Consider the following 25,537-nt stretch of genomic DNA (forward strand, 5'->3'; position numbering starts at 1 on the left):
CCCTACAAATTCAAGAAAATGGAGACAGAACATGGCCGAAGCAAAAGTACTCAGTGGCGCCGGGCTCCGTGGCCAGGTAGCTGGGCAAACTGCCCTATCCACCGTAGGCCAGTCGGGCGCCGGGCTGACCTATCGCGGCTACGACGTCCGCGACCTGGCGGCGGATGCGCAATTTGAAGAAGTGGCCTACCTGCTGCTGTACGGCGAGCTGCCGACCCAGGCACAGCTGGACGCCTACACCGGTAAATTGCGCCAATTGCGCGACTTGCCCCAAGCCTTGAAAGAAGTGCTGGAGCGCATTCCCGCCGACGCCCACCCGATGGACGTGATGCGCACCGGTTGCTCGTTTCTCGGCAACCTTGAGCCCGAGCACGATTTCTCCCAACAGCACGACAAGACCGACCGCCTGCTCGCGGCGTTCCCGGCGATCATGTGCTACTGGTATCGCTTCAGCCACGAAGGTCAGCGCATCGAATGCGTAACTGACGAAGTGTCCATTGGCGGCCACTTCCTGCATCTATTGCACGGTAAGAAGCCGAGCGAGCTGCACGTCAAGGTGATGAACGTGTCGCTGATTCTCTACGCCGAGCACGAATTCAACGCCTCGACCTTCACCGCCCGCGTCTGCGCCTCCACGCTGTCGGACCTGTTCTCTTGCATCACGGCCGCCATCGGCTCGTTGCGCGGCCCGTTGCATGGCGGCGCCAACGAGGCGGCGATGGAAATGATCGAGCGCTTCAGCTCACCCCAGGATGCCATCGAAGGCACCCTCGGCATGCTGGCGCGCAAGGACAAGATCATGGGCTTCGGCCACGCGATCTATAAGGACAACGACCCGCGCAACGAGGTCATCAAGGGTTGGTCGAAAAAACTTGCCGATGAAGTGGGCGACACGGTGCTGTTCCCGGTTTCCGAAGCCATCGACAAGACCATGTGGGAGCAGAAGAAACTGTTTCCCAACGCCGATTTCTACCATGCCTCGGCGTACCACTTCATGGGCATCCCGACCAAGCTGTTCACGCCGATCTTCGTCTGCTCGCGCCTGACCGGCTGGGCCGCCCACGTGTTCGAACAACGCGCCAACAACCGCATCATCCGACCGAGCGCCGAATACACCGGCGTCGAACAGCGCAAGTTCGTGCCAATCGAACAACGCTGAGCTGGAGGGCTAGCCGCAGGAACTGGGGAACTGGATAAACCCACAACCCTGTGGGAGCGAGCCTGCTCGCGATGGCGTCGGGTCAGCAGCATCAATGTTGGCTGACACACCGCAATCGCGAGCAGGCTCGCCCCCACAAGGGAACATGTTCACTTCAGTAGCTGCGCCAACCCTTCTGAAACCACCGTGACCCGAGTCCTGACGATGAACACAGAATTTCGCAAACCGCTGCCTGGCACTTCGCTGGATTATTTCGATGTTCGCGCGGCCGTGGAGGCCATCCGCCCCGGCGCCTACGATGGCTTGCCGTACACCTCTCGCGTATTGGCGGAGAATCTCGTGCGCCGCTGCGACCCGGCCACGCTGCGTGAATCGCTGCTGCAACTGATCGAGCGCAAGCGCGACCTGGACTTCCCATGGTTTCCGGCGCGGGTGGTGTGCCATGACATTCTCGGCCAGACCGCCCTGGTGGACTTGGCCGGTTTGCGCGACGCCATTGCCCAGCAGGGCGGCGACCCGGCGCAAGTCAACCCGGTGGTGCCGACCCAGCTGATTGTTGACCACTCCCTGGCGGTCGAGAGCGCCGGTTTCGATCCCCAGGCCTTCGCCAAGAACCGCGCCATCGAAGACCGCCGCAACGAAGACCGCTTTCACTTCATCAACTGGACCAAGAAAGCTTTCAAGAACGTCGATGTGATTCCGCCGGGCAACGGGATCATGCACCAGATCAACCTGGAGAAAATGTCGCCGGTGATCCAGCAGCGGGACGGCGTGGCCTTCCCGGACACGTGCGTCGGCACCGACAGCCACACGCCCCACGTCGATGCACTGGGCGTGATTGCCATCGGCGTTGGTGGCTTGGAAGCAGAAAGCGTCATGCTTGGCCGCGCCTCGTGGATGCGCTTGCCGGAAATTGTCGGCGTCGAGCTGACCGGCAAGCTGCAACCGGGCATCACCGCCACCGACATGGTGCTGGCGCTGACTGAATTCCTGCGTAAACAAAAAGTCGTGGGCGCATGGCTGGAGTTTTACGGCGAAGGCGCCAGCGCGCTGACCTTGGGCGACCGGGCGACCATCTCCAACATGGCCCCTGAGTACGGCGCCACGGCGGCAATGTTCCATATCGATCAGCAGACGATCGACTACCTGAAGCTCACTGGGCGCGAAGACCAGCAAGTGCAGCTGGTCGAACACTACGCCAAGACCATTGGCCTGTGGGCAGACAGCCTCAAGGGCGCGCAATACGAGCGTGGCCTGACGTTCGATCTTTCTTCGGTCGTGCGCAACATGGCCGGCCCGAGCAACCCCCACGCCCGTGTCGCGGTGTCGGATCTGGCCGCCAAAGGCATCTCCGGCCAGTGGGACGACGTGCCTGGGCAAATGCCCGACGGCGCGGTGATCATCGCCGCGATCACCAGTTGCACCAACACCAGCAACCCGCGCAACGTGATCGCCGCAGGCCTGCTGGCGCGCAACGCCAACCGCCTGGGCCTGGCCCGCAAGCCGTGGGTCAAGTCATCCCTGGCACCGGGCTCTAAAACCGTGGCGCTGTACCTGGATGAAGCCGGCCTTACGCCCGAGCTCGAGAAGCTGGGCTTCGGCGTGGTGGCGTTTGCCTGCACCACCTGCAACGGCATGTCCGGCGCGTTGGACCCGGTGATCCAACAGGAAATCATCGACCGCGACCTGTACGCCACCGCCGTGCTGTCGGGCAACCGCAACTTCGACGGGCGTATCCACCCGTACGCCAAGCAGGCGTTTTTGGCCTCGCCGCCGCTGGTGGTTGCTTATGCCATCGCCGGGACCATTCGCTTCGACATCGAGAAGGATGTGCTGGGCGTGGTGGACGGTCGCGAAATCCGCCTCAAGGACATCTGGCCAAGCGACGAAGAAATCGAAGCCGTGGTCAAGGCGGCGGTGAAGCCGGAGCAGTTCCGCCAGGTCTACATCCCGATGTTCGCCATCCAGGAAGACACCGGCCCGAAAGTCACGCCGCTGTACGACTGGCGCCCGCAAAGCACCTACATCCGTCGCCCGCCTTATTGGGAAGGTGCATTGGCCGGTGCGCGGCCGCTGCAGGGCATGCGCCCGCTGGCGGTGCTGCCGGACAACATCACCACCGATCACCTGTCGCCATCCAACGCCATCATGTTGGACAGCGCCGCCGGTGAGTACCTGGCAAAAATGGGCCTGCCGGAAGAGGACTTCAACTCTTACGCGACCCACCGCGGCGACCACCTGACCGCGCAGCGCGCGACCTTCGCCAACCCGAAACTGTTCAACGAAATGGTCGTTGAAAACGGCAAGGTCAAGCAGGGCTCCCTGGCCCGGGTCGAGCCGGAAGGCAAGGTCATGCGCATGTGGGAAGCCATCGAGACCTACATGGAACGCAAGCAGCCGTTGATCATCGTCGCTGGCGCCGACTACGGCCAGGGATCGTCGCGGGACTGGGCGGCCAAGGGGGTGCGTCTGGCCGGTGTCGAGGCGATCGTTGCCGAAGGCTTCGAGCGCATCCATCGCACCAATCTGGTGGGCATGGGCGTGTTGCCGCTGGAGTTCAAGCCCGGTACAGATCGCAAGACCCTGGGCATCGACGGCAGCGAAATATACGACGTGATCGGCGAGCGCACCCCGCGCGCGACGTTGACGTTGGTCATCACCCGCAAGAACGGCGAGCGCGTCGAAGTGCCGGTGACCTGCCGCCTCGATACCGCCGAGGAAGTGTCGATCTACGAAGCCGGGGGCGTGTTGCAGCGCTTTGCCCAGGACTTCCTCGAGTCGGCGGTGGCCGTTTAAATCGCCTGGGTGGCCGGTTTTTCCGGCCGCCCGTTTTTAAGGAGTTGGAGCACATGGCTCACTCGCCTCAAATCAAGATCCCCGCGACCTACATGCGTGGCGGCACCAGCAAAGGCGTGTTCTTCAGCCTGCCAGACCTGCCCGAAGCCGCCCGAGTCCCTGGCCCGGTCCGGGATGCCCTGTTGCTGCGGGTGATCGGCAGCCCCGACCCGTACGAAAAACAGATCGATGGCATGGGCGGCGCGACGTCCAGCACCAGCAAGACGGTAATCCTGTCCAAGAGCACCCGGGCCGACCACGATGTCGACTATCTGTTCGGCCAGGTGTCCATCGACAAGCCTTTCGTGGACTGGAGCGGCAACTGCGGCAACCTGTCGGCGGCGGTGGGGTCGTTTGCCATCAGCAGTGGCTTGGTGGAGCCGGCCCGGATTCCGCAAAACGGTGTGGCCGTGGTGCGGATCTGGCAGGCCAACATCGGCAAGACCATCATCGCCCATGTGCCGATCACCGACGGCGCGGTGCAGGAAACCGGCGACTTCGAACTCGACGGCGTGACCTTTCCGGCGGCTGAAGTACAGCTGGAGTTCATGGACCCGGCTGCCGAGGAGGAGGGCGGTGGCGGCTCGATGTTCCCGACCGGGAACTTGGTGGACGACTTGGAAGTGCCCGGTGTTGGTACCTTGAAGGCGACGCTGATCAACGCAGGCATCCCGACGATTTTCATCAATGCCCGGGATATCGGGTACACCGGTACTGAATTGCAGGGCGCCATCAACGGCGATCCGAAGGCGCTGGCGATGTTCGAAACCATCCGCGCCCACGGTGCCTTGCGCATGGGGTTGATCAAGCATCTGGACGAAGCGGCTCAGCGCCAGCACACCCCCAAAGTCGCGTTTGTCGCGCCGCCAGCGGATTACCTTTCGTCCAGCGGGAAAGCCGTGGCGGCGGGCGACGTCGATTTGCTAGTGCGGGCGTTGTCCATGGGCAAGCTGCACCACGCCATGATGGGCACCGCCGCCGTCGCCATCGGCACCGCCGCCGCGATTTCCGGCACCCTGGTGAATCTGGCCGCCGGCGGTATCGAGCGCAACGCCGTGCGTTTCGGCCACCCGTCCGGCACCTTGCGTGTCGGCGCCGAGGCCAGCCAGGTCGACGGCGAATGGACTGTGAAAAAAGCCATCATGAGCCGCAGCGCGCGGGTATTGATGGAAGGGTTCGTGCGGGTGCCCGGGGATGTTTTTTAACGGGTTCCTTCAGACATAACCCAAGACCTGTGGGAGCGAGCCTGCTCGCGATGAGGCCGGCACATCCAGCATCTATGTTGGTTGACACACCGCTTCTCGCGAGCAGGCTCGCTCCCATCGTGGCTGTGGTTAGCCTCCCATCAATGCCGTGACGACCACCCCCACATTAGTTTCCAACTCCGCCACCGGGTCGGCGCCATCGGTGCTCAGTACCAGCAACTGACTGCCGCCCTCGGTAATGGCCGCTTTCACAGCTTCCGACGGCTGGCGATGATGCAGCACCAGCGCCACGTCATTGTCTTTCAACGTTGTGATCAATTGCTTCAAGGCCTCGGGCGTCCACTCGGCGTCGGGCCGGGCGTCAGTACTGATGCCATCCAGATTCAACCCGCTGATCAAGTAACCAAAATGCTCACTCAGGCTGACTACGCTCAGGTTATCGGCACTGGCGAGACGTTTTTCGCTGTCGGCGCTGAGCTTGAGCAGGCGTTGCTTGAGGGCCGCCAGGTTGGCGTCGATTTTCGCTTTGTCGTTTGGGGCCAGGCGCACCAGGTCGGCGGCGATCACGTCGGCCATCCGCCCCAGGTTGGGGCTGGCCATCCATGGCTGGCTCGCCAAACCGTCAGCCATCCCCGGTTGCACGGCGATACCGGGCAGGGCGCCGTCCACCGGGCGGGCCGCGTCGACTTCGACGATGCGGATGTTGCTGCGTCGGGCCATGGGGTACAGCGGATCGTCCGGCCATAACGAGCGCAGGCCGATCACGGCATCGGCATCACTGGCCAGTTTGCCCAGGGCCGGCGCGCCACGGCCGCTGAAATAGGCATTCTGGCGGGTGCCAGGCAGATTGGCGGGCGCGGCCCGCTCCAGGCTGACCTCGGTGCCCTTGAGCAAGGCCTCGCCCAACCCGTAGGTGACCGGCAACGACGCCAGCAGACGGACCTTTTCGGCGGCGAATGATGAAGTGACGGCCACGCCGCACAACGCGACGGCCAGGGTCAGTTGTCGCAATGAAAAAACCATTTATCCAAGATTCCCTTTGAGGCTGGGGACGATGCCACGGGCGATGGCGCTCAGGGCGAAGGCGATGCCGGCCACCAGAATGATCGCGGCACCGGACGGGATCGGCAGGTCGAAGACGATCGGCGCGAGAATCCCGCACAACGTGCTGACGGTGGCGATCAGTACCGAACACCAGAAGAAGCCTTTCAACGATTGGCTGAGCAGGCGCGCGGCAGCCGCCGGGATCACCAGCAGCGCCCCCACCAGAATGGCGCCAATGACTTTCACCGCCGCCACGGTAATCAATGTCACCAAGATCACGAACAGGTAGTCCAGGGCCTTGACCGCCACCCCGCGCACCGCCGCCAGTTGCGGATTGAAGCTGGCGAGCATGATGCGGTTGTACAGTGGCAACGCCAGCGCCATCACCAGTGAACCGACCACCGCCAGCACCAGCAAGTCGTTGCCGTTGACCGTCAGCACGGAACCGAACAGCACGTTCTCCAAGATGTGTACGTTGATCTTGCCCGCCAGGATCAACAGCAGGCTTGCACCCAGGGCCAGGGACACCGAAAGGAAGACGCCAATCAGGGTGTCCGGCGACAGGCCGGTTCGGTTGCGCAGGTAATTGAGCAGGATGCCGAACAGCAGGCAATAGCCGAACAGGCTTCCGTATGGCCCGGTGTAGGGTTCGCCGAGCAGGATGCCGACGGCCACGCCAGTCAGCGCCGCATGGCCCACGGCTTCGGAAAAAAACGCGAAGCGCTTGACCACCACCAGCGTACCGAGGCCGCCAAGCACCGGGCCGATCAACAACCCGGCCAACAATGCGTTGACCACAAACCCATAGGCCAGCGCTTCGGGCAGATAGCCGGACGAGGCCCAGCCCTGGACCATCAAGCGAAAGGCTTCGTAACTCATCAGGCCGCGCTCCCGTTGGTGCGTGGATGGGTGGAAAACAGCGTGAGCAGTCGCTCCGGGGTCAGGGTCTGGCGTGGCGGGCCGTCGAACAGTACCCGGCGATTGAGGCCCGTGACCCGGTCGGCCAGCCGCCCGACGGCGTCCAGGTCATGCTCGATCCACAGCACGGTGATCCCGGCCTGGCGCCAGTCCTGCAGCAACCGCTCGAACACCTGGATGCCGGCCTCGTCGAGGGCTGACATCGGTTCGTCCAGGACCAGCAGTTGCGGTGAAGGGATCAAGCCCTGGGCGAGCAATACCCGCTGGCGCTCACCGCCGGACAGCGCGCCCATCCGGCGCTTGCGCTTATCCTGCATGCCGACCCGCTCCAGGGCCTGGCCGATGGCACCGGTGTAATGCTTGCTCAAGCCGAGAAAGGCCGGGCGCCGTTGACACATCGCGGCCATGAAATCGTCCACCGTCATGGGCAGGCCACGATCGAACTCAAGGGCCTGGGGCACATAGCCGATGACGCCGGGCTCACCTGGCCACTGCAAGCTCAGGCGCCCCTTGTGCGGCATTTGTCCGAGCAGGGTCTTGATCAGGGAACTCTTACCGCCGCCGTTGGGGCCGACCAGGGCATGGACGCTGCCAGGTTGTATCAGCAAGCCCACGTTGTCGAGAATCGTGGTGCGCCCCAGCTCGAGGCTGATGTCGATGAACTCGATCAGCGGGCCGGCCTTTGGCTGGATAAGGGTTTGCTGCACGGTCATGCGCCGGACTCCTGGATCGCCCGGACCACGGTGTCGAGGTTGCCGGTCATCTCCTTTTCGTATTTCTCGGCGCTGTATTCACCGTAGGAAATGTGCGAAAGCGGGTACAGCTTTACGCCTGATTCACGTTGAATGGTGTCGACGTAGGTGGAGGGAAAATCCATCTCCGAAAAGATCACTTTCACATCCAGTTCGCGCAACTGATCGATGGTCTTTTTCAACTGGCTGGGGCTCGGCTCGATACCGTGGGCCGGCTCGACCACGGCGGTCACTTCCAGGCCGAATTCGCGCAGCAGGTAATCGTAGGCGGCATGTACAGTCGCGACCCGCAACTCGGCGTTCGGCGCCTGGGTCAGCTTGGCCAGGGCGTCCGCACGCATCTGCCGCAGGCGCTTGCCGTAGGCGCGAGCGTTTTGCGTGTAGGTCTTGGCGTTATCGGGGTCGAGCTTGCCCAGCTCCCGGGCGATGTTGTTGACCTGGGCAATGGACGCGCTGATGGACAGGAACGTATGCGGGTTGACGACTTTGCCCGCGCCCCTGGCGGCAGTGCCGGTGGCGGCCAGCAAGGGCACGTTTTCGTTGGCTTCGATGACCTTCACGTCTGGTGTTTCGCTGGCGGCGATCATGCGGTCGGCAAAATCGTCATGGCCGACGCCGTTGAGCACGATCACATCCAGACCGCTGATGCGCTTGATGTCTTCGGCCCTGGGTTCATAGGCGTGGGGATTGAATCCGGCCGGGATCAACGGCACCACTTCGGCCTTGTCACCGACGATGTTCGCCACGTAACTGTAGTAAGGGTGCAAGGTGATGCCGATGCGCAGGCGCTTGGACGTTTCGGCGCTGGCCATCGGGGCGAGCAGGCAGGCCAGCAGGCCAAGCAACAGCAGGCACAGGAACGGGCGGCGTGGAGAGGCGATAGACATGGGCAAGCGGTCTTCTCTTGGATGAGGGCGAGGGGTCAATGCCGGTGCTGGCGGGTCACGCCGGCATCGAATTGCGCGACGATCTGTTGCCAGCCGGATGCGGACAAAGCAGCGTCGTCCAACACGGCAGGGGCGGTCGCAGGATTGCTGCGGTTGAGCCAGATGTCCGGGGGCGCGTCGGATGTTTCGCTGATGCGCATCAGAAAGGAGCCTGCGATTGACGGGGTAGCACTCGCGCCAAAGTAGGCTTTTTCACCCAGGAGTTGCCAGGCGTGGCCGCCGCGGGTGACAGAACTGGCATCTTGGGCGAACGGGGCAAAACCTTCGTCCGCCAACGCTTGCGGGCCGGGAAGGGCTAGCTCGCTTTCGCGCAGAATGCGGATCTCGTCCAGCGTGACCCGCAGGTCGGCATAGATGCCTTGCTCGGCGGCGCTGAGGTCGCGACGGGCATCCAACTGGTTGCTTTGCACGTGAGTGACGTCCTGGGTTTCGCCATGCCAGGCCACCACCGACCCGGCTCCCAATACGATGATCAGGCACAGCAGCAAGACATAAAGGGTTTCGTGGCCCGCGCCAGCGGGGCGAACGACGTGGTGGGTAGGTGTGCTCATGGGGCCTCGATGTCGGCTTGGTCGATTTCCACGACGTGCCCGGGGCCGGCGTCGAAGAGTACGTAGAACTCGGCGTCCGGTTTCTTGAAGGTCAGCGTTGAGTCGGCGCCGAGCTTGCCGGGAACGAGGATGGTTTCGTCATAGCCAATCACGTCCAGCGTCACTCCGGGTGCACCGCTGCCGTCGGAAAAACCGCCGGTGCATTGGATCTGCTCGGCGTCGATGGCCTTGCACTCGCACATCGGGTTATGGGCCAGTGCGCTGGTGCTCAAGCTTGCGCAAAGGAGCAATGCCATGCTGTTGAGGAAGGCGCGGAGGGTCATGGTCGGGCTCCTTGGGTTTTCAGCCAGGCAACGGTGGCCGGGGAGGCCTGGTTCAGTGGAATCGAGGCCTGGTGCATCGAACCGTCCCAACCCTCGAGGGTTATCCACAGTTCGGCATCGGGCTGGGTCTTCGGCGGGACTGGCAACAACGCGCCCATGCGATAGGGCGAGCCAAAGAAAATCACCCCGGCGGCCCGCAGGCTGCGGGGCTTGCCAATGCGCAGATAGGTGGCTTTCACCTGGCTGATGCAGCGTTGGCACAGCGCGGCATTGAAGTGCTTCATGGGGCCGGCGGGACCCTGGGTACGAGGGGCTTCGTTGCGAAATTCCGCCAGGCGCAAGCTCCACGGCCCGATCTGGATCTCACCGACTTCCCGCTCGCCGAGCCCGCCGTCGCCACGGAACAACGCAGCTTCCGAGAAATACTTGGGCATGAAGCCCAGGGGAATCAGCAGCAACAGCACATTGAGATGGAAACGCCATTTATGCCAGAACCGGCCCAGGCGAGAGGGTGGCAGGGTTGTGGTGGACGGATTCACAGGCTGCCCTCCGGCGAGTCACGGTGGAGGGAGGGTTGCAATGGGGGGGCGATCCGGGCGGGCCGGGCAGGTTTCTGGCTGCGCTTGACGGCGTTGGCAGTGGCCAGGGCGGTGCGTTTGGTCCAGATCAGCAACCCACTGAGGACCATCATGCTCAGGATCAGCCCGAAGAAAAACCAGATGAGCTTGATCCAGAGGCCGCCGAAGTCCCCAGTGTGCAATGGCCGCATGGATTCGGTGACGAACTCCAGGGGCGTGCGGTCCGCCAACAATCGCGTGGCGTCCACCTCGCCGCTGTAGGGATTGATGGTCGCGGTCTGGAACATCAATGGATACCAGCCGCGCCCGCCGATTTCGACGTGGCTGTAGGCATTGCCGGGTAGGCTGACAAAACTCGCGTCCAACCCCGGGATTTGCTGCCGGGCGATCTCGATGGCTCGGTCCAGGTTCAATCGTGGTGGAGCAATACCATCGGCTGACAGTGGAACGCTTTCACGAGCCACGACCGGGACGACCGGCGCGCTGGAGATCGAGATGCCGTTGTCGGCCAGTGTGGCTTCGATCAGGAACCAGGTGCCGGTCACGGAAATGACCGCGATGAACCAGATCGACCAGATACCGCTGAGCCGATGGAAATCGCCCCAGAAAATCCGCGCGCCGTGACGGATACGCAAGGTCGGGCGCAGGAAACCTTTCCAGAAGCGTTTGTAGACGACAAGCCCGGTAACCAGTGATGCCAGCATCGGCAGGCCGAGGAGAGACACCAGGTACCAGCCCCAGCTGTAGCCGTTGGTGAACGGCACCAGCCACCATCCATGCATGGCGCGGGTAAAAGCCCTGAAATTGAACGCCGGGGCCGATCCCTGGATGACGCCGCTGTAGGGATTGACGTAGACGGTGTCCGGGCGGCCGTCGGGGTAGGTGACTTTGGCTTCAAGGGCAAAATGCGACTCATCCGGACGCACGATACTTTGCACTTGTGTCAGCGGCTGGGCTTGCTTGATGGCGGCCATGACCTGGTCATAGCTGAGCAACGGGGCGTCATCGCTGGGCTTGCTGGCGCGCATCTCAGGATTGACCAGCCAGACGATCTCCTGGCTGACCACCGCCAGAGTGCCGGTGACGCAGACGATCAGGACAAAAAACCAGATGGGCAACGCCAACCAGCTATGAACGAGAAACCAGAGTTTGGAGCGGGACTTCTTCGACATGATTGAACGTCTTGATTCGATGGAAGGTTCCGTGTCGCGGGCTTCGCAACGGCCTGAACCCTGGAAAAGCAGGCCGTGGCTTTTGCCGACGCGGCCTGCTGCATCTAATTAAGACGAACGAGACACTCAAATCCTGAAGAGTAAGTTGAAAGAAAATGTTTCGCGTTAGCGATAAGCGTGGTTTGGTGTTTGGGTGGCGAGCCATCAAGCTCCCGAACGATCACACACACAACCGATGCAGCCGTCAGTCGGTCGCGCAGAGCGATCAGTTGATTGATGCGCTCATCCAGATTCCGGCTCCACTGCGCCGACAAGGTCTGCCAGTCGGCTGCTGTCGGGGCGCGATCCGCCGGCAGATTCTTCAGCGCCTCGCCAATCTCCGCCAAGGGAATGGCCGGGCGTTGGGCGACTTTGATCAGCGCCACCCGCCTTAGCACTTCCCGAGGGTAGCGACGTTGATTGCCCTGGTTGCGGGTGCTTTTGATCAGCCCCTTGGACTCATAGAAGTGCAGCGCCGTGACCGCTACGCCGCTGCGAGCGGCGACGTGGCCAACGGTGGGCTCCTTGTGGAGGTTTATAGGAATCGTCATTTCAGATGGCGAGGGGAATTTCTGGTGGCTGGTTCACAAGCATCGGGCCAAAGCGGTGACGTTCGGCTCATTTCAGGTACTGCGCATTATCGAGCGCAGCCTGGACGGCGCTCTGCATTGCCCCTGGGTCAGCCAAGCGCAACGAGAGATACGAGAGGGCGATACCCACTATCGAAACCGTTGATTTTTGCCGTTCCATGCTGGCGGGTAGCCTTTGTTCATCGCCCCACTACAGAACATTGGACGCCCGCCATGAACCGTATCCTTGCTGTCTTGCTACTGTTGGCCGTCACCGTATTGAGCGGTTGCGCCTCGTCGTCTCCGGAGCTGCGTCCTTACACAGCTGAGGAAACTCGTGAGCTGGCGCTCGAAGCGCTGAATCGCCGAGGCCTTTCTTTTGAGGAATATCACGCGAAGAAAGCCGAATTGCTGGGACCGTCGCAGAAAAATACCGGTTTCGACGAGCGTGGCGAAATGAATGCCGAACGGACCGTTCAACTGCCTGGCCGACCAAGCTGAAGGACTGTACCGCTCGAAGTTTTGCCTAACTGTCCATGGGCGCGTGCCGGGACGTGGGGTAGGGTCATCATTTGACTGCCCCAACGGATTGACCTGCCATGACGCTCTCGCTTGACCTGCTGCTGGGCTTCGCCCTGTTTGCCCTGGTGACCTCGATCACACCAGGCCCCAACAACACCATGTTGCTGGCCTCGGGTGTCAATTTCGGTTTCAGCCGTACGATCCCTCACATGCTGGGCATCACCTGCGGCTTTTTTTCCCTGGTGCTGGCGGTGGGCCTTGGCCTGGGCGCGGTGTTCCAGACTTATCCATTGCTGTACACCGTGCTGCGCTACATAGGCGCGGCGTATCTCATGTACCTGGCATGGAAAATCGCCCATTCCAGCCCGGTCTCGGACAGCTCAACGGGCAACAACAAGCCGATCGGTTACTGGGGCGCGGCGGCGTTCCAATGGGTCAACCCCAAGGCCTGGATCATGGCCATCGGTGCAATCAGCACCTATACACCGCTGCAAGGCTACTTTTTCAATGTGGTAGTGATCGCGGCGGTGTTTGCCTTGATCAATCTGCCAAGCGTCAGCCTTTGGGTCGTTTGTGGCAGCCTGTTGCGAAACCTGTTGCGTGATCGTCGATGGTTGCGCCTGTTCAACTGGGGCATGGCGCTGCTGTTGGTCGCGTCGCTGTATCCGTTGTTGCTCGAAAGCATGAGTGAGGGCTGAGCTTCGGCGCGATGCCTGCTAAGCTCGCTGTTCCAGGAGCGTTCCTACGCACTTATAAATGAAGTCCGACTTCTTTAAAGGTCTTGATCAGGTAATGCTTGTCTCGAATCCAACGAGGGCACCCTGGTCTTGGAACCGGCTCTGCGAGTTTCCTTATGAATAAGCGTCCTTTGTATTTCGATTACGCCGCCACCACGCCGGTGGATGAGCGGGTTATCCAGGTCATGATCCAATGCCTGGGCTTCGACGGTAACTTTGGCAACCCAGCCTCCAGCTCCCATGCGTTCGGCCAGGAGGCACGACAAACCGTGGAGCAGGCACGCCAGCAGGTGGCCCGGTTGGTTGGCGCTCGAGCCGATCAAATCATCTGGACCTCCGGTGCCACCGAATCCAATAACCTGGCCTTGAAGGGCGTGGCGCAGGCGCGCGGTGCCGGTGGTGGGCATGTCATTACCAGCCTGATCGAACACAAGGCGGTTCTCGATACGGTCAGGCAACTAGAGGAAAGTGGCGTCGAGGTGACTTGGCTGGCGCCAGACGCTGATGGCCTGATCACTGCACGCGCGGTTCGCGAGGCCCTGCGCGAAGACACGTTCCTCGTGTCGCTGATGCTGGTGAACAATGAGTTGGGGACCGTCAACGACGCCGTTGCCATCGGTGAGATCGTTCGCGAGCACGGCGCGCTGTTCCACATGGACGCCGCCCAAGGGGCGGGAAAGGTGGGCATCGACCTGGCCCGGTGGCCGGTGGACCTGATGTCCTTTTCCGCGCATAAGATCTACGGACCCAAGGGTATCGGCGCGCTATACGTTGGCGACCGTGCGCGGCCTCGGGTATCGGCACAGATTCATGGCGGAGGCCACGAAGGTGGTTTGCGCTCCGGCACCCTGGCGACCCATCAGATTGCAGCCATGGGCGCTGCGTTCGAGCTGGCGGCGCAGTCGTTCGACCAGGAGCTTGCCCAGATCGCCCGGTTGCGCAATCGTTTGCTCGAGCCGCTATTGGCATTACCCGGTGTATGTATCAATGGCAGTGCGAGCTGCCGTATTCCCCACACGTTGAGCCTGACGTTCAATGAAGGTGAATTCAACTCGGCGACATTGGGTGCGTCGATTGCATTTTCGGCTACTTCGGCCTGCAATTCAGCGCAGAACAGCCCATCCCATGTCCTGCTGGCCCTGGGGCATGATGCACGTGCGGCCGGGCGGACTATCCGCTTGAGCCTGGGGCGTTTCACTAGCGAACAGGATATTGATGAGGCGGTGCGGGTTATCAAGGAAGCCTGCGCTGCTGCGCCGGCGTTTTGGGCGACGACCCCTTGAACCGACCGACCTTTTGCAACGAACAATAAAATCGATTAGCAGGAGTAATAATGAGTACCGAGCCTTTGACCCCAGGAGAGGTGCCCCAGCGCCTGGCCCGAATTCGCCAGTTGATGAGCGAGGAGGGCGTTCATGCGCTGCTGGTCCCGTCGGCCGATCCGCATCTGTCCGAATACCTGCCAGGCTATTGGCAAGGGCGTCAGTGGTTGTCCGGCTTCCATGGATCGGTCGGCACCTTGATCGTGACGGGGGAATTCGCCGGGGTCTGGGCCGACAGTCGATACTGGGAACAGGCCACGAAGGAACTGGAGGGCAGTGGGATCGAGTTGGTCAAGCTCATGCCAGGTCAGCCCGGCCCATTGGACTGGCTGGGTGAACAAACACCCGAGGGTGGTGTTGTGGCGGTCGACGGTGCAGTCATGGCCGTTGCGTCGGCCCGCACGCTGAGCAGTAAGCTTGAATCGCGCGGCGCGCGGTTGCGTACCGACGTCGACCTGCTGCATAAGATCTGGACCGATCGTCCAGCCCTTCCGGATCAGCCCGTCTACGCCCACCTGCCACCCCAAGCCACGGTGAGTCGTGTAGAGAAGCTTGCCAAACTGCGCGAATCCCTCAAGGAACGCGGTGCCGATTGGCATTTCATTGCGACCCTGGATGACATTGCCTGGCTGTTCAATTTGCGTGGCGCGGATGTGTCGTTCAACCCGGTGTTTGTCTCCTTCGCGTTGATTGGCCAACAACAGGCGACGTTGTTCGTAGCCTTGGACAAAGTCGGTGCGCCATTGCGTGCCACTCTTGAACAGGATGGCGTGACGCTGCGCGATTACAGCGAAGCCGCGGCCGCGCTGCGTGAAGTGCCAAGCGGTGCGAGCCTGCAGATCGATCCGGCGCGGGTCACGGTCGGCTTGCTGGATAACCTGGACAGTGGCGTCAAGCTGGTCGAAGGTCTCAACCCCACGACCCTGGCCAAATCCCGCAAAACCTCGGCGGATGCCGAGCATATCCGCCAGGCAATGGAACAGGACGGTGCGGCGCTCTGCGAATTCTTCGCCTGGCTGGAAAGCGCCTGGGGCCGCGAGCGCATCACCGAGCTGACTATCGATGAACATCTGACCGCGGCACGCAAACGCCGGCCGGATTTCGTCTCCCTGAGCTTCAATACCATCGCTGCCTTTAATGCCAATGGCGCAATGCCCCACTACCACGCCACGGAAGAAGCGCACGCCGTTATCGAAGGCGATGGCCTGTTGTTGATCGATTCGGGTGGCCAGTATCTCGGCGGTACCACGGACATCACACGCATGGTACCGGTCGGAACGCCAACGCCGGAGCAGAAGCGTGATTGCACCCGAGTCCTCAAAGGTGTGATCGCGTTATCGCGGGCCAAATTTCCCCAGGGTATCCTATCGCCTTTGCTCGATGCCATCGCCCGCGCGCCAATCTGGGCCGAGCAGGTGGATTACGGTCATGGGACTGGCCATGGCGTCGGTTATTTCCTGAACGTGCACGAGGGGCCACAAGTCATTGCCTATCAAGCCGCTGCCGCGCCACAAACCGCGATGCAGCCGGGTATGATCACGTCCATCGAACCGGGCACTTATCGCCCGGGTCGCTGGGGTGTGCGCATCGAGAACCTGGTCCTCAACCGCGAGGCAGGCAGTAGCGAGTTCGGTGAGTTCCTGTCCTTCGAAACCCTGACGCTGTGCCCGATCGATACCCGTTGCCTTGAGCCAGCGTTGCTGACCCAGGATGAAAGGGACTGGTTCAACGCCTACCACGCCGAGGTTCAGCGTCGGTTGAGCCCATTGCTGCAAGGCGATGCGCTGCAATGGTTGAACACCCGGACAGCGGCGATCTGATGCAAAAAGGTCAGGCTAGGGCTTCACGGACGAAGTCCAGCCGATCCTGGCCGAAGAACAGCTCGTTGCCTACAAACATGCTCGGCGCGCCAAACACGCCTCTGCGGATCGCTTCTTCGGTGGAGTTTTTGAGCTGGTCCTTGACCTGTTGATCAGAGGTCAAGGCCAGTACATACCCAGGATCAAAACCGCCGTCTTCCAGAACCGCCGCAACTGTCGCTGGATCGTTGAGATTTCGGGCGTCAATCCAAAGCGCGCGGAACAGGCAATCGATAAAGGTCTCGAATCGGTCTGGGTGGCGCAATTGCATCCCGGTTACGGCGCGCATCAACAGCAACGTGTTGATTGGGAAATAGGGGTTGAGCTTGAACTCAACGCCATAACGGGTAGCAAAGCGATTCAGATCCTTGAACAGATAAGGCCCTTTGGCCGGTACGGTAACAGGCGATGCGTTGCCGGTTGCCTTGAAGACACCCCCCAGCAACATCGGGCGGTAGATCAGCTCACTATCCGCTTGTGCGCAAAGCGCAGGTAACTGCGTGTAGGCCAAGTAGGTGGTGGGGCTGCCAAGATCGAAGAAAAACTCTACGGATTTGCTCATGGGCTGCTCTTTTTTGTTATGAGGTGGAGGCTTACCAGCGTTCGCTCCAGGGACGCAGATCCAGCTCGAATGTCCAGGCATCGCGGGGCTGGGTATGCAAGTACCAGTAATTTTCAGCAATGTGTTCCGGATCGAGAATGCCGTCTTCGTCCTTGGTGGCATATTTTTCCGGGAAGTTGTCGCGAATGAAGGCCGTGTCGATGGCGCCGTCCACTATTACGTGAGCGACATGGACGTTCATCGGGCCCAGTTCGCGCGCCATGCTTTGCGCCAACGCTCGCACGCCATGCTTGGCCCCGGCAAACGCGGCGAACCCTGACGCTCCGCGCAATCCGGCCGTGGCTCCGGTAAACAGGATTGTCCCGCGCTGGCGCTTGACCATGCGCTTGGCCACTTCCCGAGCATTGAGAAAGCCGGAGAAGCAAGCCATTTCCCAGATCTTGAAATACTTGCGCGCCGTCTCCTCCAGAATGCTGCAGGGCACATTAGCGCCAATGTTGAATATGAAAGCTTCGATCGGTCCGATCTGTACTTCAATTTGCTCGATCAGCCCGATGACTTCATCTTCGTTGCGCGCATCGCAGGCGAAACCGTGAGCATCACCTCCCTCGTCCCGAATGCTGTTAACTAACGGCTCAAGCTTGTCGGCACTTCGACGCGTGACGCAGGCAACGAAACCCTCCCGGGCGAAACGCCTGGCTATTGCCCCGCCGGTGGCATCGCCAGCACCCACAACCAGTACGACCTTCTTGTTATTCATAGTCCGTCCCATTGCTAAACGATCGTTAACTAAACGGACGTTATGTTAAGATCCGGCCAACGTCAAGGTGTGCATTCAGAGGCAGGACGATGCGTTATTCAGCCAACCACAAGATGGAAACTCGCGAAAAACTGCTCGCCAGCAGCGCTATCTCCGCTAAGAAATCCGGATTTGCAACGGTGGGCGTTGATGGCCTGATGAAGGCGATCGGGTTGAGCGGCGGCGCGTTCTATAGCCATTTCTCATCCAAGGATGAGCTTTTCAGGGCGATTGTCGAACGAGAGCTGGCCCACAGCCTGGACCGCTTGAGTGGCGATGGGATCATGGACTCAACGAAACTGGAGCGTTGCCTCAAGCAGTACTTGAGCATGAGCCATGTGGAGCAACCGGAGGTGGGGTGTGCCTTGCCCGTGTTGGGGGCAGAGATCGCGCGCTCGGATATTCAGGTACGGGAGGCGGCACAGACTTGGATCTGCCGGTTGCATGAAGGCTGGGCGCGGATAATGGGAAGTGACAGCCTGGCATGGGCGGTCCTGTCACAATGTGTCGGGGCATTGTTGGTGGCACGCATGTTGGCATCGCCTGAGATTCAGCGCGATGTCCTCAAATCCAGCCGTGAGGAAATCAGTCGTCGAATCGCCGAGCGACCCTTTGACTGATCCGCTGATTATTTGCAGATGACGATCATGCTGCGGCTGGTATACCCGGCGGGGTTGAGCCCGAAGGGATAGTCACCCGGTTCCTCGACGGCATCACCGGATTTGGCGATCACCTTGTAGTTCTTGGGGGCGCATGAATTGGCCGCCGTGGCGGCGCATTGGTCCCAGGATGAAGTCAGACCGGAGCAATTGATGTGAAGGCCCTTTTTACCGCGTTTCATTTCGGTTTTCGATGTCGCCGCGCAGCCCGCAACTGCCAGCACGGCGATTAAGATCAAGATTCGTTTCATTCCCGTCCTTATGCCGTCGTGGATCTTGTGTCTACGTACGGCTGTGTTCGCTTTCGCTTGAAGCGTTCATGACGTCCTGTATAAAAAAATCCATGCCTGGCATTAGGTTACGGGGCTAAACATGGCCTAAATGTGCGGTAAATACCAGAGCTATATAAAAACTGCTCAATCTGCTGCGATGGCGGGCTTTGCGGTATCGCCCATCGTCAGTGTCGCGCCGACTGATGCAAGGACGATGCAGGTGATGGCGGCCCACTGCGCCAGCGACAGGTATTCCTGAAGGAAGATAAATCCCGACAAGGCGCCGATCGCGGGCTCGACGCTCATTAGCGTGCCGAACGTGCGGGCTGGAATCCGGGTCAGGGAAATCATCTCCAGGGTATAAGGCAGGGCTGTGGACAGGATGGCGACCCCGATGGCGACCGGAATCAGACTCGGCGTCAGCAGCGCGGCACCGGCGTGCACAATACCAATAGGGGCGACAAACAGAGCCGCTATCATGACTCCCAATGCTGCGGTCTGAACGCCATTGTCCGCGCCGGCCTTCTGGCCAAACAGAATGTATAGCGCCCAACACACGCCTGCGCCCAGGGCGTAACCGGCACCTACCAAGTCGATGCCGGTGTCAGCTGCCCCGGTAGGTATCAATAGCAGCAATCCGATCACTGCCAAGGCGATCCAAAGGAAATCGATCGCCCGACGCGAGGCGTAGATTGCAACCGCCAGCGGGCCGGTGAATTCCAGTGCCACGGCAATGCCCAGCGGAACGCTACGAAGAGACATATAGAAGAGGAAGTTCATGCCGCCGAGCGCCATCCCGTAGACCATCACCGTGCGCAGGGATTGAGCGGTGAGCTTGGCGCGCCAAGGGCGTAGCAATAACAACATGATGATGCTGGCGAAGATAAGGCGCAGGGTCGTGGTTCCTTGCGCGCCCACTACCGGGAACATGCTTTTGGCAAGAGCCGCGCCAGACTGGATCGAGGCCATCGCGATTATTAGCAAGGCAACCGGGAATAAAGAAGAAACCAGGTTGCGATTGGCTGGAGTCATTACGGGGTGTCATCCAATAAAAGGGCAAGAGAAACGGGTTTGAGCAATATAGTGCGCATTTCAAGCGGCGCAGTCTATATATCAGGCGGGTTTGGACCCGTTCAGCCGGAAAGATAAAGAAAGGAAAAAATAACGGTTGACGGCAAATTCTGGATGTCTATAATTCGCCCCACTTCCGGCGCAGTCGAAACGGAAAACTCCTTGAGTTTCAATGAGTTAGCCAGGTTTCGGTAAGTGCTTCGCTTCAGTTCATCGAAGCACGGAAGGAGTGGGTAGGCCGGTTTGTTGGGCGCTATCGACGGTTCGATCTTCTCGGTCGAAAGCGGTAAAAAAGAGGTGTTGACAGCAGCGAGTAACGCTGTAGAATTCGCCTCCCGCTAACGAGAGATCGAAAGCGCAAGTGGTTGAAGTTGTTAAGGATTTCCAAGCGAAACTTTGAAAACTTCTTAAAATAACCGCTTGACAGATACACGGGGCGCTGTAGAATGCGCGCCTCGGTTGAGACGAAAGGCTCAACCCACCGCTCTTTAACAACTGAATCAAGCAATTCGTGTGGGTGCTTGTGGAGTCAGACTGCTAGTCAACAGATTATCAGCATCACAAGTTACTCCGCGAGAAATCAAAGATGTAACCAACGATTGCTGAGCCAAGTTTAGGGTTTTCTCAAAACCCAAAGATGTTTGAACTGAAGAGTTTGATCATGGCTCAGATTGAACGCTGGCGGCAGGCCTAACACATGCAAGTCGAGCGGCAGCACGGGTACTTGTACCTGGTGGCGAGCGGCGGACGGGTGAGTAATGCCTAGGAATCTGCCTGGTAGTGGGGGATAACGCTCGGAAACGGACGCTAATACCGCATACGTCCTACGGGAGAAAGCAGGGGACCTTCGGGCCTTGCGCTATCAGATGAGCCTAGGTCGGATTAGCTAGTTGGTGAGGTAATGGCTCACCAAGGCGACGATCCGTAACTGGTCTGAGAGGATGATCAGTCACACTGGAACTGAGACACGGTCCAGACTCCTACGGGAGGCAGCAGTGGGGAATATTGGACAATGGGCGAAAGCCTGATCCAGCCATGCCGCGTGTGTGAAGAAGGTCTTCGGATTGTAAAGCACTTTAAGTTGGGAGGAAGGGCATTAACCTAATACGTTAGTGTTTTGACGTTACCGACAGAATAAGCACCGGCTAACTCTGTGCCAGCAGCCGCGGTAATACAGAGGGTGCAAGCGTTAATCGGAATTACTGGGCGTAAAGCGCGCGTAGGTGGTTCGTTAAGTTGGATGTGAAATCCCCGGGCTCAACCTGGGAACTGCATTCAAAACTGTCGAGCTAGAGTATGGTAGAGGGTGGTGGAATTTCCTGTGTAGCGGTGAAATGCGTAGATATAGGAAGGAACACCAGTGGCGAAGGCGACCACCTGGACTGATACTGACACTGAGGTGCGAAAGCGTGGGGAGCAAACAGGATTAGATACCCTGGTAGTCCACGCCGTAAACGATGTCAACTAGCCGTTGGGAGCCTTGAGCTCTTAGTGGCGCAGCTAACGCATTAAGTTGACCGCCTGGGGAGTACGGCCGCAAGGTTAAAACTCAAATGAATTGACGGGGGCCCGCACAAGCGGTGGAGCATGTGGTTTAATTCGAAGCAACGCGAAGAACCTTACCAGGCCTTGACATCCAATGAACTTTCCAGAGATGGATTGGTGCCTTCGGGAGCATTGAGACAGGTGCTGCATGGCTGTCGTCAGCTCGTGTCGTGAGATGTTGGGTTAAGTCCCGTAACGAGCGCAACCCTTGTCCTTAGTTACCAGCACGTTATGGTGGGCACTCTAAGGAGACTGCCGGTGACAAACCGGAGGAAGGTGGGGATGACGTCAAGTCATCATGGCCCTTACGGCCTGGGCTACACACGTGCTACAATGGTCGGTACAGAGGGTTGCCAAGCCGCGAGGTGGAGCTAATCCCACAAAACCGATCGTAGTCCGGATCGCAGTCTGCAACTCGACTGCGTGAAGTCGGAATCGCTAGTAATCGCGAATCAGAATGTCGCGGTGAATACGTTCCCGGGCCTTGTACACACCGCCCGTCACACCATGGGAGTGGGTTGCACCAGAAGTAGCTAGTCTAACCTTCGGGAGGACGGTTACCACGGTGTGATTCATGACTGGGGTGAAGTCGTAACAAGGTAGCCGTAGGGGAACCTGCGGCTGGATCACCTCCTTAATCGACGACAGCAGCGGCTCCATGAGCTCCCACACGAATTGCTTGATTCATTGAAGAAGACGATTGGGTCTGTAGCTCAGTTGGTTAGAGCGCACCCCTGATAAGGGTGAGGTCGGCAGTTCGAATCTGCCCAGACCCACCAATTTCATGGTGTACCCTGTAGCGATACGGGGCCATAGCTCAGCTGGGAGAGCGCCTGCCTTGCACGCAGGAGGTCAGCGGTTCGATCCCGCTTGGCTCCACCATTACAGATTGGTTCCAACGTTTAAAGCTTAGAAATGAGCATTCCATCCGCGGGATGATGAATGTTGATTTCTAGTCTTTTGATTAGATCGTTCTTTAAAAATTTGGGTATGTGATAGAAAGATAGACTGAACGTTACTTTCACTGGTAACGGATCAGGCTAAGGTAAAATTTGTGATTGGCTCTTAGAGCCAGATCGAATTTTCGGCGAATGTCGTCTTCACAGTATAACCAGATTGCTTGGGGTTATATGGTCAAGTGAAGAAGCGCATACGGTGGATGCCTTGGCAGTCAGAGGCGATGAAAGACGTGGTAGCCTGCGAAAAGCTTCGGGGAGTCGGCAAACAGACTGTGATCCGGAGATGTCTGAATGGGGGAACCCAGCCATCATAAGATGGTTATCTTGTACTGAATACATAGGTGCAAGAAGCGAACCAGGGGAACTGAAACATCTAAGTACCCTGAGGAAAAGAAATCAACCGAGATTCCCTTAGTAGTGGCGAGCGAACGGGGACTAGCCCTTAAGCTTCTTTGATTTTAGCGGAACGCTCTGGAAAGTGCGGCCATAGTGGGTGATAGCCCTGTACGCGAAAGGATCTTAGAAGTGAAATCGAGTAGGACGGAGCACGAGAAACTTTGTCTGAATATGGGGGGACCATCCTCCAAGGCTAAATACTACTGACTGACCGATAGTGAACTAGTACCGTGAGGGAAAGGCGAAAAGAACCCCGGAGAGGGGAGTGAAATAGATCCTGAAACCGTATGCGTACAAGCAGTGGGAGCCCACTTTGTTGGGTGACTGCGTACCTTTTGTATAATGGGTCAGCGACTTATTTTCAGTGGCGAGCTTAACCGAATAGGGGAGGCGTAGCGAAAGCGAGTCTTAATAGGGCGTCTAGTCGCTGGGAATAGACCCGAAACCGGGCGATCTATCCATGGGCAGGTTGAAGGTTAGGTAACACTGACTGGAGGACCGAACCGACTACCGTTGAAAAGTTAGCGGATGACCTGTGGATCGGAGTGAAAGGCTAATCAAGCTCGGAGATAGCTGGTTCTCCTCGAAAGCTATTTAGGTAGCGCCTCATGTATCACTGTAGGGGGTAGAGCACTGTTTCGGCTAGGGGGTCATCCCGACTTACCAAACCGATGCAAACTCCGAATACCTACAAGTGCCGAGCATGGGAGACACACGGCGGGTGCTAACGTCCGTCGTGAAAAGGGAAACAACCCAGACCGTCAGCTAAGGTCCCAAAGTTATGGTTAAGTGGGAAACGATGTGGGAAGGCTTAGACAGCTAGGAGGTTGGCTTAGAAGCAGCCACCCTTTAAAGAAAGCGTAATAGCTCACTAGTCGAGTCGGCCTGCGCGGAAGATGTAACGGGGCTCAAACCATACACCGAAGCTACGGGTATCACGTAAGTGATGCGGTAGAGGAGCGTTCTGTAAGCCTGTGAAGGTGAGTTGAGAAGCTTGCTGGAGGTATCAGAAGTGCGAATGCTGACATGAGTAACGACAATGGGTGTGAAAAACACCCACGCCGAAAGACCAAGGTTTCCTGCGCAACGTTAATCGACGCAGGGTTAGTCGGTCCCTAAGGCGAGGCTGAAAAGCGTAGTCGATGGAAAACAGGTTAATATTCCTGTACTTCTGGTTATTGCGATGGAGGGACGGAGAAGGCTAGGCCAGCTTGGCGTTGGTTGTCCAAGTTTAAGGTGGTAGGCTGAGATCTTAGGTAAATCCGGGATCTCAAGGCCGAGAGCTGATGACGAGTTACCCTTTGGGTGACGAAGTGGTTGATGCCATGCTTCCAAGAAAAGCTTCTAAGCTTCAGGTAACCAGGAACCGTACCCCAAACCGACACAGGTGGTTGGGTAGAGAATACCAAGGCGCTTGAGAGAACTCGGGTGAAGGAACTAGGCAAAATGGCACCGTAACTTCGGGAGAAGGTGCGCCGGTGAGGGTGAAGCACTTGCTGCGTAAGCCCACGCCGGTCGAAGATACCAGGCCGCTGCGACTGTTTATTAAAAACACAGCACTCTGCAAACACGAAAGTGGACGTATAGGGTGTGACGCCTGCCCGGTGCCGGAAGGTTAATTGATGGGGTTAGCTAACGCGAAGCTCTTGATCGAAGCCCCGGTAAACGGCGGCCGTAACTATAACGGTCCTAAGGTAGCGAAATTCCTTGTCGGGTAAGTTCCGACCTGCACGAATGGCGTAACGATGGCGGCGCTGTCTCCACCCGAGACTCAGTGAAATTGAAATCGCTGTGAAGATGCAGTGTATCCGCGGCTAGACGGAAAGACCCCGTGAACCTTTACTATAGCTTTGCACTGGACTTTGAATTTGCTTGTGTAGGATAGGTGGGAGGCTTTGAAGCGTGGACGCCAGTCTGCGTGGAGCCATCCTTGAAATACCACCCTGGCAACTTTGAGGTTCTAACTCAGGTCCGTTATCCGGATCGAGGACAGTGTATGGTGGGTAGTTTGACTGGGGCGGTCTCCTCCTAAAGAGTAACGGAGGAGTACGAAGGTGCGCTCAGACCGGTCGGAAATCGGTCGTAGAGTATAAAGGCAAAAGCGCGCTTGACTGCGAGACAGACACGTCGAGCAGGTACGAAAGTAGGTCTTAGTGATCCGGTGGTTCTGTATGGAAGGGCCATCGCTCAACGGATAAAAGGTACTCCGGGGATAACAGGCTGATACCGCCCAAGAGTTCATATCGACGGCGGTGTTTGGCACCTCGATGTCGGCTCATCACATCCTGGGGCTGAAGCCGGTCCCAAGGGTATGGCTGTTCGCCATTTAAAGTGGTACGCGAGCTGGGTTTAGAACGTCGTGAGACAGTTCGGTCCCTATCTGCCGTGGACGTTTGAGATTTGAGAGGGGCTGCTCCTAGTACGAGAGGACCGGAGTGGACGAACCTCTGGTGTTCCGGTTGTCACGCCAGTGGCATTGCCGGGTAGCTATGTTCGGAAAAGATAACCGCTGAAAGCATCTAAGCGGGAAACTTGCCTCAAGATGAGATCTCACTGGAGCCTTGAGCTCCCTGAAGGGCCGTCGAAGACTACGACGTTGATAGGCAGGGTGTGTAAGCGCTGTGAGGCGTTGAGCTAACCTGTACTAATTGCCCGTGAGGCTTGACCATATAACACCCAAGCAATTTGTAGACTCGAAAGAGGCCAGATTGCGGTGTTGTGAAGACGAAACGAACCGAAAGT

At 59.0% G+C, this 25,537-nt stretch carries 20 protein-coding genes, 2 tRNA genes, 2 rRNA genes and 1 pseudogene; 12 read left to right on the plus strand and 13 right to left on the minus strand.

All coding sequences use genetic code 11. The features are described 5' to 3' along the window. The first annotated feature begins 31 nt into the window (after positions 1-31). The 3 genes from prpC to prpF all read left to right on the plus strand — a co-directional run bounded on the left by prpC (position 32) and on the right by prpF (position 5,199). Positions 32-1,159: a bifunctional 2-methylcitrate synthase/citrate synthase gene (gene prpC / locus J3P76_RS08210; protein ID WP_434676067.1), complete on the plus strand. Its 1,128-nt coding sequence runs from the start codon at positions 32-34 to the stop codon at positions 1,157-1,159. Positions 1,160-1,363: 204 nt separating this feature from the next. Further along, positions 1,364-3,955 carry a Fe/S-dependent 2-methylisocitrate dehydratase AcnD gene (acnD, locus tag J3P76_RS08215; protein ID WP_434559922.1) on the plus strand — a complete coding sequence of 864 codons (2,592 nt, stop codon included), beginning with the start codon at positions 1,364-1,366 and terminating at the stop codon, positions 3,953-3,955. Between the two features lie 53 nt (positions 3,956-4,008). Further along, the gene (prpF, locus tag J3P76_RS08220) at positions 4,009-5,199 is read left to right on the plus strand and encodes a 2-methylaconitate cis-trans isomerase PrpF (RefSeq protein WP_434559920.1); all 1,191 of its coding nucleotides are present in this window, start codon (positions 4,009-4,011) and stop codon (positions 5,197-5,199) included. Between the two features lie 129 nt (positions 5,200-5,328). Here prpF and J3P76_RS08225 read toward each other — a convergent pair whose 3' ends face one another. The 9 genes and pseudogenes from J3P76_RS08225 to soxR form a co-directional block, all read right to left on the minus strand. After that, a complete protein-coding gene (locus tag J3P76_RS08225) occupies positions 5,329-6,222 on the minus strand; it encodes a metal ABC transporter substrate-binding protein (protein ID WP_434676069.1) in 894 nt (297 codons plus the stop codon). Further along, on the minus strand, positions 6,223-7,122 hold the full coding sequence (locus tag J3P76_RS08230) for a metal ABC transporter permease (RefSeq protein ID WP_434607003.1): 900 nt from the start codon (positions 7,120-7,122) through the stop codon (positions 6,223-6,225). Continuing rightward, on the minus strand, positions 7,122-7,874 hold the full coding sequence (locus tag J3P76_RS08235; protein WP_434701729.1) for a metal ABC transporter ATP-binding protein: 753 nt from the start codon (positions 7,872-7,874) through the stop codon (positions 7,122-7,124). The genes J3P76_RS08230 and J3P76_RS08235 overlap by 1 nt, the downstream gene beginning before the upstream one ends. Further along, positions 7,871-8,800, minus strand: a complete 930-nt coding sequence (locus J3P76_RS08240) for a metal ABC transporter substrate-binding protein (RefSeq protein WP_434606998.1) — start codon at positions 8,798-8,800, stop codon at positions 7,871-7,873. The genes J3P76_RS08235 and J3P76_RS08240 overlap by 4 nt, the downstream gene beginning before the upstream one ends. A 35-nt stretch (positions 8,801-8,835) precedes the next feature. After that, positions 8,836-9,411: a DUF6162 family protein gene (locus J3P76_RS08245; RefSeq protein WP_434701730.1), complete on the minus strand. Its 576-nt coding sequence runs from the start codon at positions 9,409-9,411 to the stop codon at positions 8,836-8,838. After that, positions 9,408-9,734 (minus strand): hypothetical protein, encoded by a 327-nt coding sequence (locus J3P76_RS08250; RefSeq protein WP_420767257.1) that lies wholly within the window; start codon positions 9,732-9,734, stop codon positions 9,408-9,410. The genes J3P76_RS08245 and J3P76_RS08250 overlap by 4 nt, the downstream gene beginning before the upstream one ends. Further along, positions 9,731-10,273, minus strand: coding sequence for a thiamine pyrophosphate-binding protein (locus J3P76_RS08255; protein ID WP_434701732.1), 543 nt, complete (start codon positions 10,271-10,273; stop codon positions 9,731-9,733). The genes J3P76_RS08250 and J3P76_RS08255 overlap by 4 nt, the downstream gene beginning before the upstream one ends. After that, complete coding sequence (locus tag J3P76_RS08260; protein WP_434701733.1) at positions 10,270-11,484, minus strand: PepSY-associated TM helix domain-containing protein; 1,215 nt, start codon at positions 11,482-11,484, stop codon at positions 10,270-10,272. The genes J3P76_RS08255 and J3P76_RS08260 overlap by 4 nt, the downstream gene beginning before the upstream one ends. Positions 11,485-11,706: 222 nt before the next feature. After that, positions 11,707-12,074, minus strand: a pseudogene (soxR, locus tag J3P76_RS08265) (redox-sensitive transcriptional activator SoxR); the annotation flags it as partial. Positions 12,075-12,326: 252 nt separating this feature from the next. On the opposite strand from soxR, the gene J3P76_RS08270 reads away from it, so the two are divergent. The 4 genes from J3P76_RS08270 (at position 12,327) to J3P76_RS08285 (ending at position 16,493) form a co-directional block, all read left to right on the plus strand. Then, positions 12,327-12,593 (plus strand): hypothetical protein, encoded by a 267-nt coding sequence (locus tag J3P76_RS08270; RefSeq protein WP_420767260.1) that lies wholly within the window; start codon positions 12,327-12,329, stop codon positions 12,591-12,593. A 98-nt stretch (positions 12,594-12,691) separates the two neighbouring features. Beyond that, positions 12,692-13,312, plus strand: coding sequence for a LysE family translocator (locus J3P76_RS08275; RefSeq protein ID WP_434606991.1), 621 nt, complete (start codon positions 12,692-12,694; stop codon positions 13,310-13,312). 155 nt (positions 13,313-13,467) lie between these two features. Further along, on the plus strand, positions 13,468-14,634 hold the full coding sequence (locus tag J3P76_RS08280; protein ID WP_420767262.1) for a cysteine desulfurase family protein: 1,167 nt from the start codon (positions 13,468-13,470) through the stop codon (positions 14,632-14,634). Positions 14,635-14,684: 50 nt separating this feature from the next. Continuing rightward, positions 14,685-16,493, plus strand: coding sequence for an aminopeptidase P family protein (locus tag J3P76_RS08285; protein WP_434627748.1), 1,809 nt, complete (start codon positions 14,685-14,687; stop codon positions 16,491-16,493). A 10-nt stretch (positions 16,494-16,503) separates the two neighbouring features. Here J3P76_RS08285 and J3P76_RS08290 read toward each other — a convergent pair whose 3' ends face one another. Further along, entirely contained in the window at positions 16,504-17,094 is a 591-nt protein-coding gene (locus J3P76_RS08290; RefSeq protein WP_420767264.1) for a 2-hydroxychromene-2-carboxylate isomerase, read from the minus strand. A gap of 31 nt (positions 17,095-17,125) precedes the next feature. Then, on the minus strand, positions 17,126-17,854 hold the full coding sequence (locus J3P76_RS08295) for an SDR family oxidoreductase (RefSeq protein WP_420767265.1): 729 nt from the start codon (positions 17,852-17,854) through the stop codon (positions 17,126-17,128). Between the two features lie 89 nt (positions 17,855-17,943). Here J3P76_RS08295 and J3P76_RS08300 point away from each other — a divergent pair, with 89 nt between their 5' ends. Next, on the plus strand, positions 17,944-18,513 hold the full coding sequence (locus J3P76_RS08300) for a TetR/AcrR family transcriptional regulator (RefSeq protein WP_434606987.1): 570 nt from the start codon (positions 17,944-17,946) through the stop codon (positions 18,511-18,513). 8 nt (positions 18,514-18,521) lie between these two features. On the opposite strand, the gene J3P76_RS08305 is transcribed toward J3P76_RS08300, so the two are convergent. Both J3P76_RS08305 and rhtA read right to left on the minus strand, forming a co-directional pair. Next, positions 18,522-18,803 (minus strand): hypothetical protein, encoded by a 282-nt coding sequence (locus tag J3P76_RS08305; RefSeq protein ID WP_420767267.1) that lies wholly within the window; start codon positions 18,801-18,803, stop codon positions 18,522-18,524. Between the two features lie 165 nt (positions 18,804-18,968). Beyond that, the gene (gene rhtA / locus J3P76_RS08310) at positions 18,969-19,856 is read right to left on the minus strand and encodes a threonine/homoserine exporter RhtA (RefSeq protein WP_420767268.1); all 888 of its coding nucleotides are present in this window, start codon (positions 19,854-19,856) and stop codon (positions 18,969-18,971) included. Positions 19,857-20,538: 682 nt separating this feature from the next. Here rhtA and J3P76_RS08315 point away from each other — a divergent pair. From J3P76_RS08315 to J3P76_RS08330, 4 genes are all read left to right on the plus strand, one after another. Continuing rightward, positions 20,539-22,077 (plus strand): 16S ribosomal RNA (locus J3P76_RS08315). Between the two features lie 65 nt (positions 22,078-22,142). Beyond that, positions 22,143-22,219: transfer RNA gene (locus J3P76_RS08320), tRNA-Ile, on the plus strand. 27 nt (positions 22,220-22,246) lie between these two features. Continuing rightward, positions 22,247-22,322: transfer RNA gene (locus J3P76_RS08325), tRNA-Ala, on the plus strand. Between the two features lie 250 nt (positions 22,323-22,572). Continuing rightward, positions 22,573-25,464: ribosomal RNA gene (locus J3P76_RS08330) — 23S ribosomal RNA — on the plus strand. The 16S and 23S rRNA genes sit together here with 2 tRNA genes alongside, the layout of an rRNA operon. The last annotated feature ends 73 nt before the right edge of the window (positions 25,465-25,537 follow it).

Origin of the sequence: Pseudomonas sp. D1-36 (assembly GCF_051132205.1) — a bacterium.
Taxonomy (GTDB): Bacteria; Pseudomonadota; Gammaproteobacteria; order Pseudomonadales; family Pseudomonadaceae; genus Aquipseudomonas.

Bases quoted from the DNA above. Each gene is read 5' to 3' on its own strand.
- prpC (WP_434676067.1), top strand. From the start codon at position 32: ATGGCCGAAGCAAAAGTACTCAGTGGCGCCGGGCTCCGTGGCCAGGTA.
- acnD (WP_434559922.1), top strand. From the start codon at position 1,364: ATGAACACAGAATTTCGCAAACCGCTGCCTGGCACTTCGCTGGATTAT.
- prpF (WP_434559920.1), top strand. From the start codon at position 4,009: ATGGCTCACTCGCCTCAAATCAAGATCCCCGCGACCTACATGCGTGGC.
- J3P76_RS08225 (WP_434676069.1), bottom strand. From the start codon at position 6,222: ATGGTTTTTTCATTGCGACAACTGACCCTGGCCGTCGCGTTGTGCGGC.
- J3P76_RS08230 (WP_434607003.1), bottom strand. From the start codon at position 7,122: ATGAGTTACGAAGCCTTTCGCTTGATGGTCCAGGGCTGGGCCTCGTCC.
- J3P76_RS08235 (WP_434701729.1), bottom strand. From the start codon at position 7,874: ATGACCGTGCAGCAAACCCTTATCCAGCCAAAGGCCGGCCCGCTGATC.
- J3P76_RS08240 (WP_434606998.1), bottom strand. From the start codon at position 8,800: ATGTCTATCGCCTCTCCACGCCGCCCGTTCCTGTGCCTGCTGTTGCTT.
- J3P76_RS08245 (WP_434701730.1), bottom strand. From the start codon at position 9,411: ATGAGCACACCTACCCACCACGTCGTTCGCCCCGCTGGCGCGGGCCAC.
- J3P76_RS08250 (WP_420767257.1), bottom strand. From the start codon at position 9,734: ATGACCCTCCGCGCCTTCCTCAACAGCATGGCATTGCTCCTTTGCGCA.
- J3P76_RS08260 (WP_434701733.1), bottom strand. From the start codon at position 11,484: ATGTCGAAGAAGTCCCGCTCCAAACTCTGGTTTCTCGTTCATAGCTGG.
- J3P76_RS08270 (WP_420767260.1), top strand. From the start codon at position 12,327: ATGAACCGTATCCTTGCTGTCTTGCTACTGTTGGCCGTCACCGTATTG.
- J3P76_RS08275 (WP_434606991.1), top strand. From the start codon at position 12,692: ATGACGCTCTCGCTTGACCTGCTGCTGGGCTTCGCCCTGTTTGCCCTG.
- J3P76_RS08280 (WP_420767262.1), top strand. From the start codon at position 13,468: ATGAATAAGCGTCCTTTGTATTTCGATTACGCCGCCACCACGCCGGTG.
- J3P76_RS08285 (WP_434627748.1), top strand. From the start codon at position 14,685: ATGAGTACCGAGCCTTTGACCCCAGGAGAGGTGCCCCAGCGCCTGGCC.
- J3P76_RS08290 (WP_420767264.1), bottom strand. From the start codon at position 17,094: ATGAGCAAATCCGTAGAGTTTTTCTTCGATCTTGGCAGCCCCACCACC.
- J3P76_RS08295 (WP_420767265.1), bottom strand. From the start codon at position 17,854: ATGAATAACAAGAAGGTCGTACTGGTTGTGGGTGCTGGCGATGCCACC.
- J3P76_RS08300 (WP_434606987.1), top strand. From the start codon at position 17,944: ATGCGTTATTCAGCCAACCACAAGATGGAAACTCGCGAAAAACTGCTC.
- J3P76_RS08305 (WP_420767267.1), bottom strand. From the start codon at position 18,803: ATGAAACGAATCTTGATCTTAATCGCCGTGCTGGCAGTTGCGGGCTGC.
- rhtA (WP_420767268.1), bottom strand. From the start codon at position 19,856: ATGACTCCAGCCAATCGCAACCTGGTTTCTTCTTTATTCCCGGTTGCC.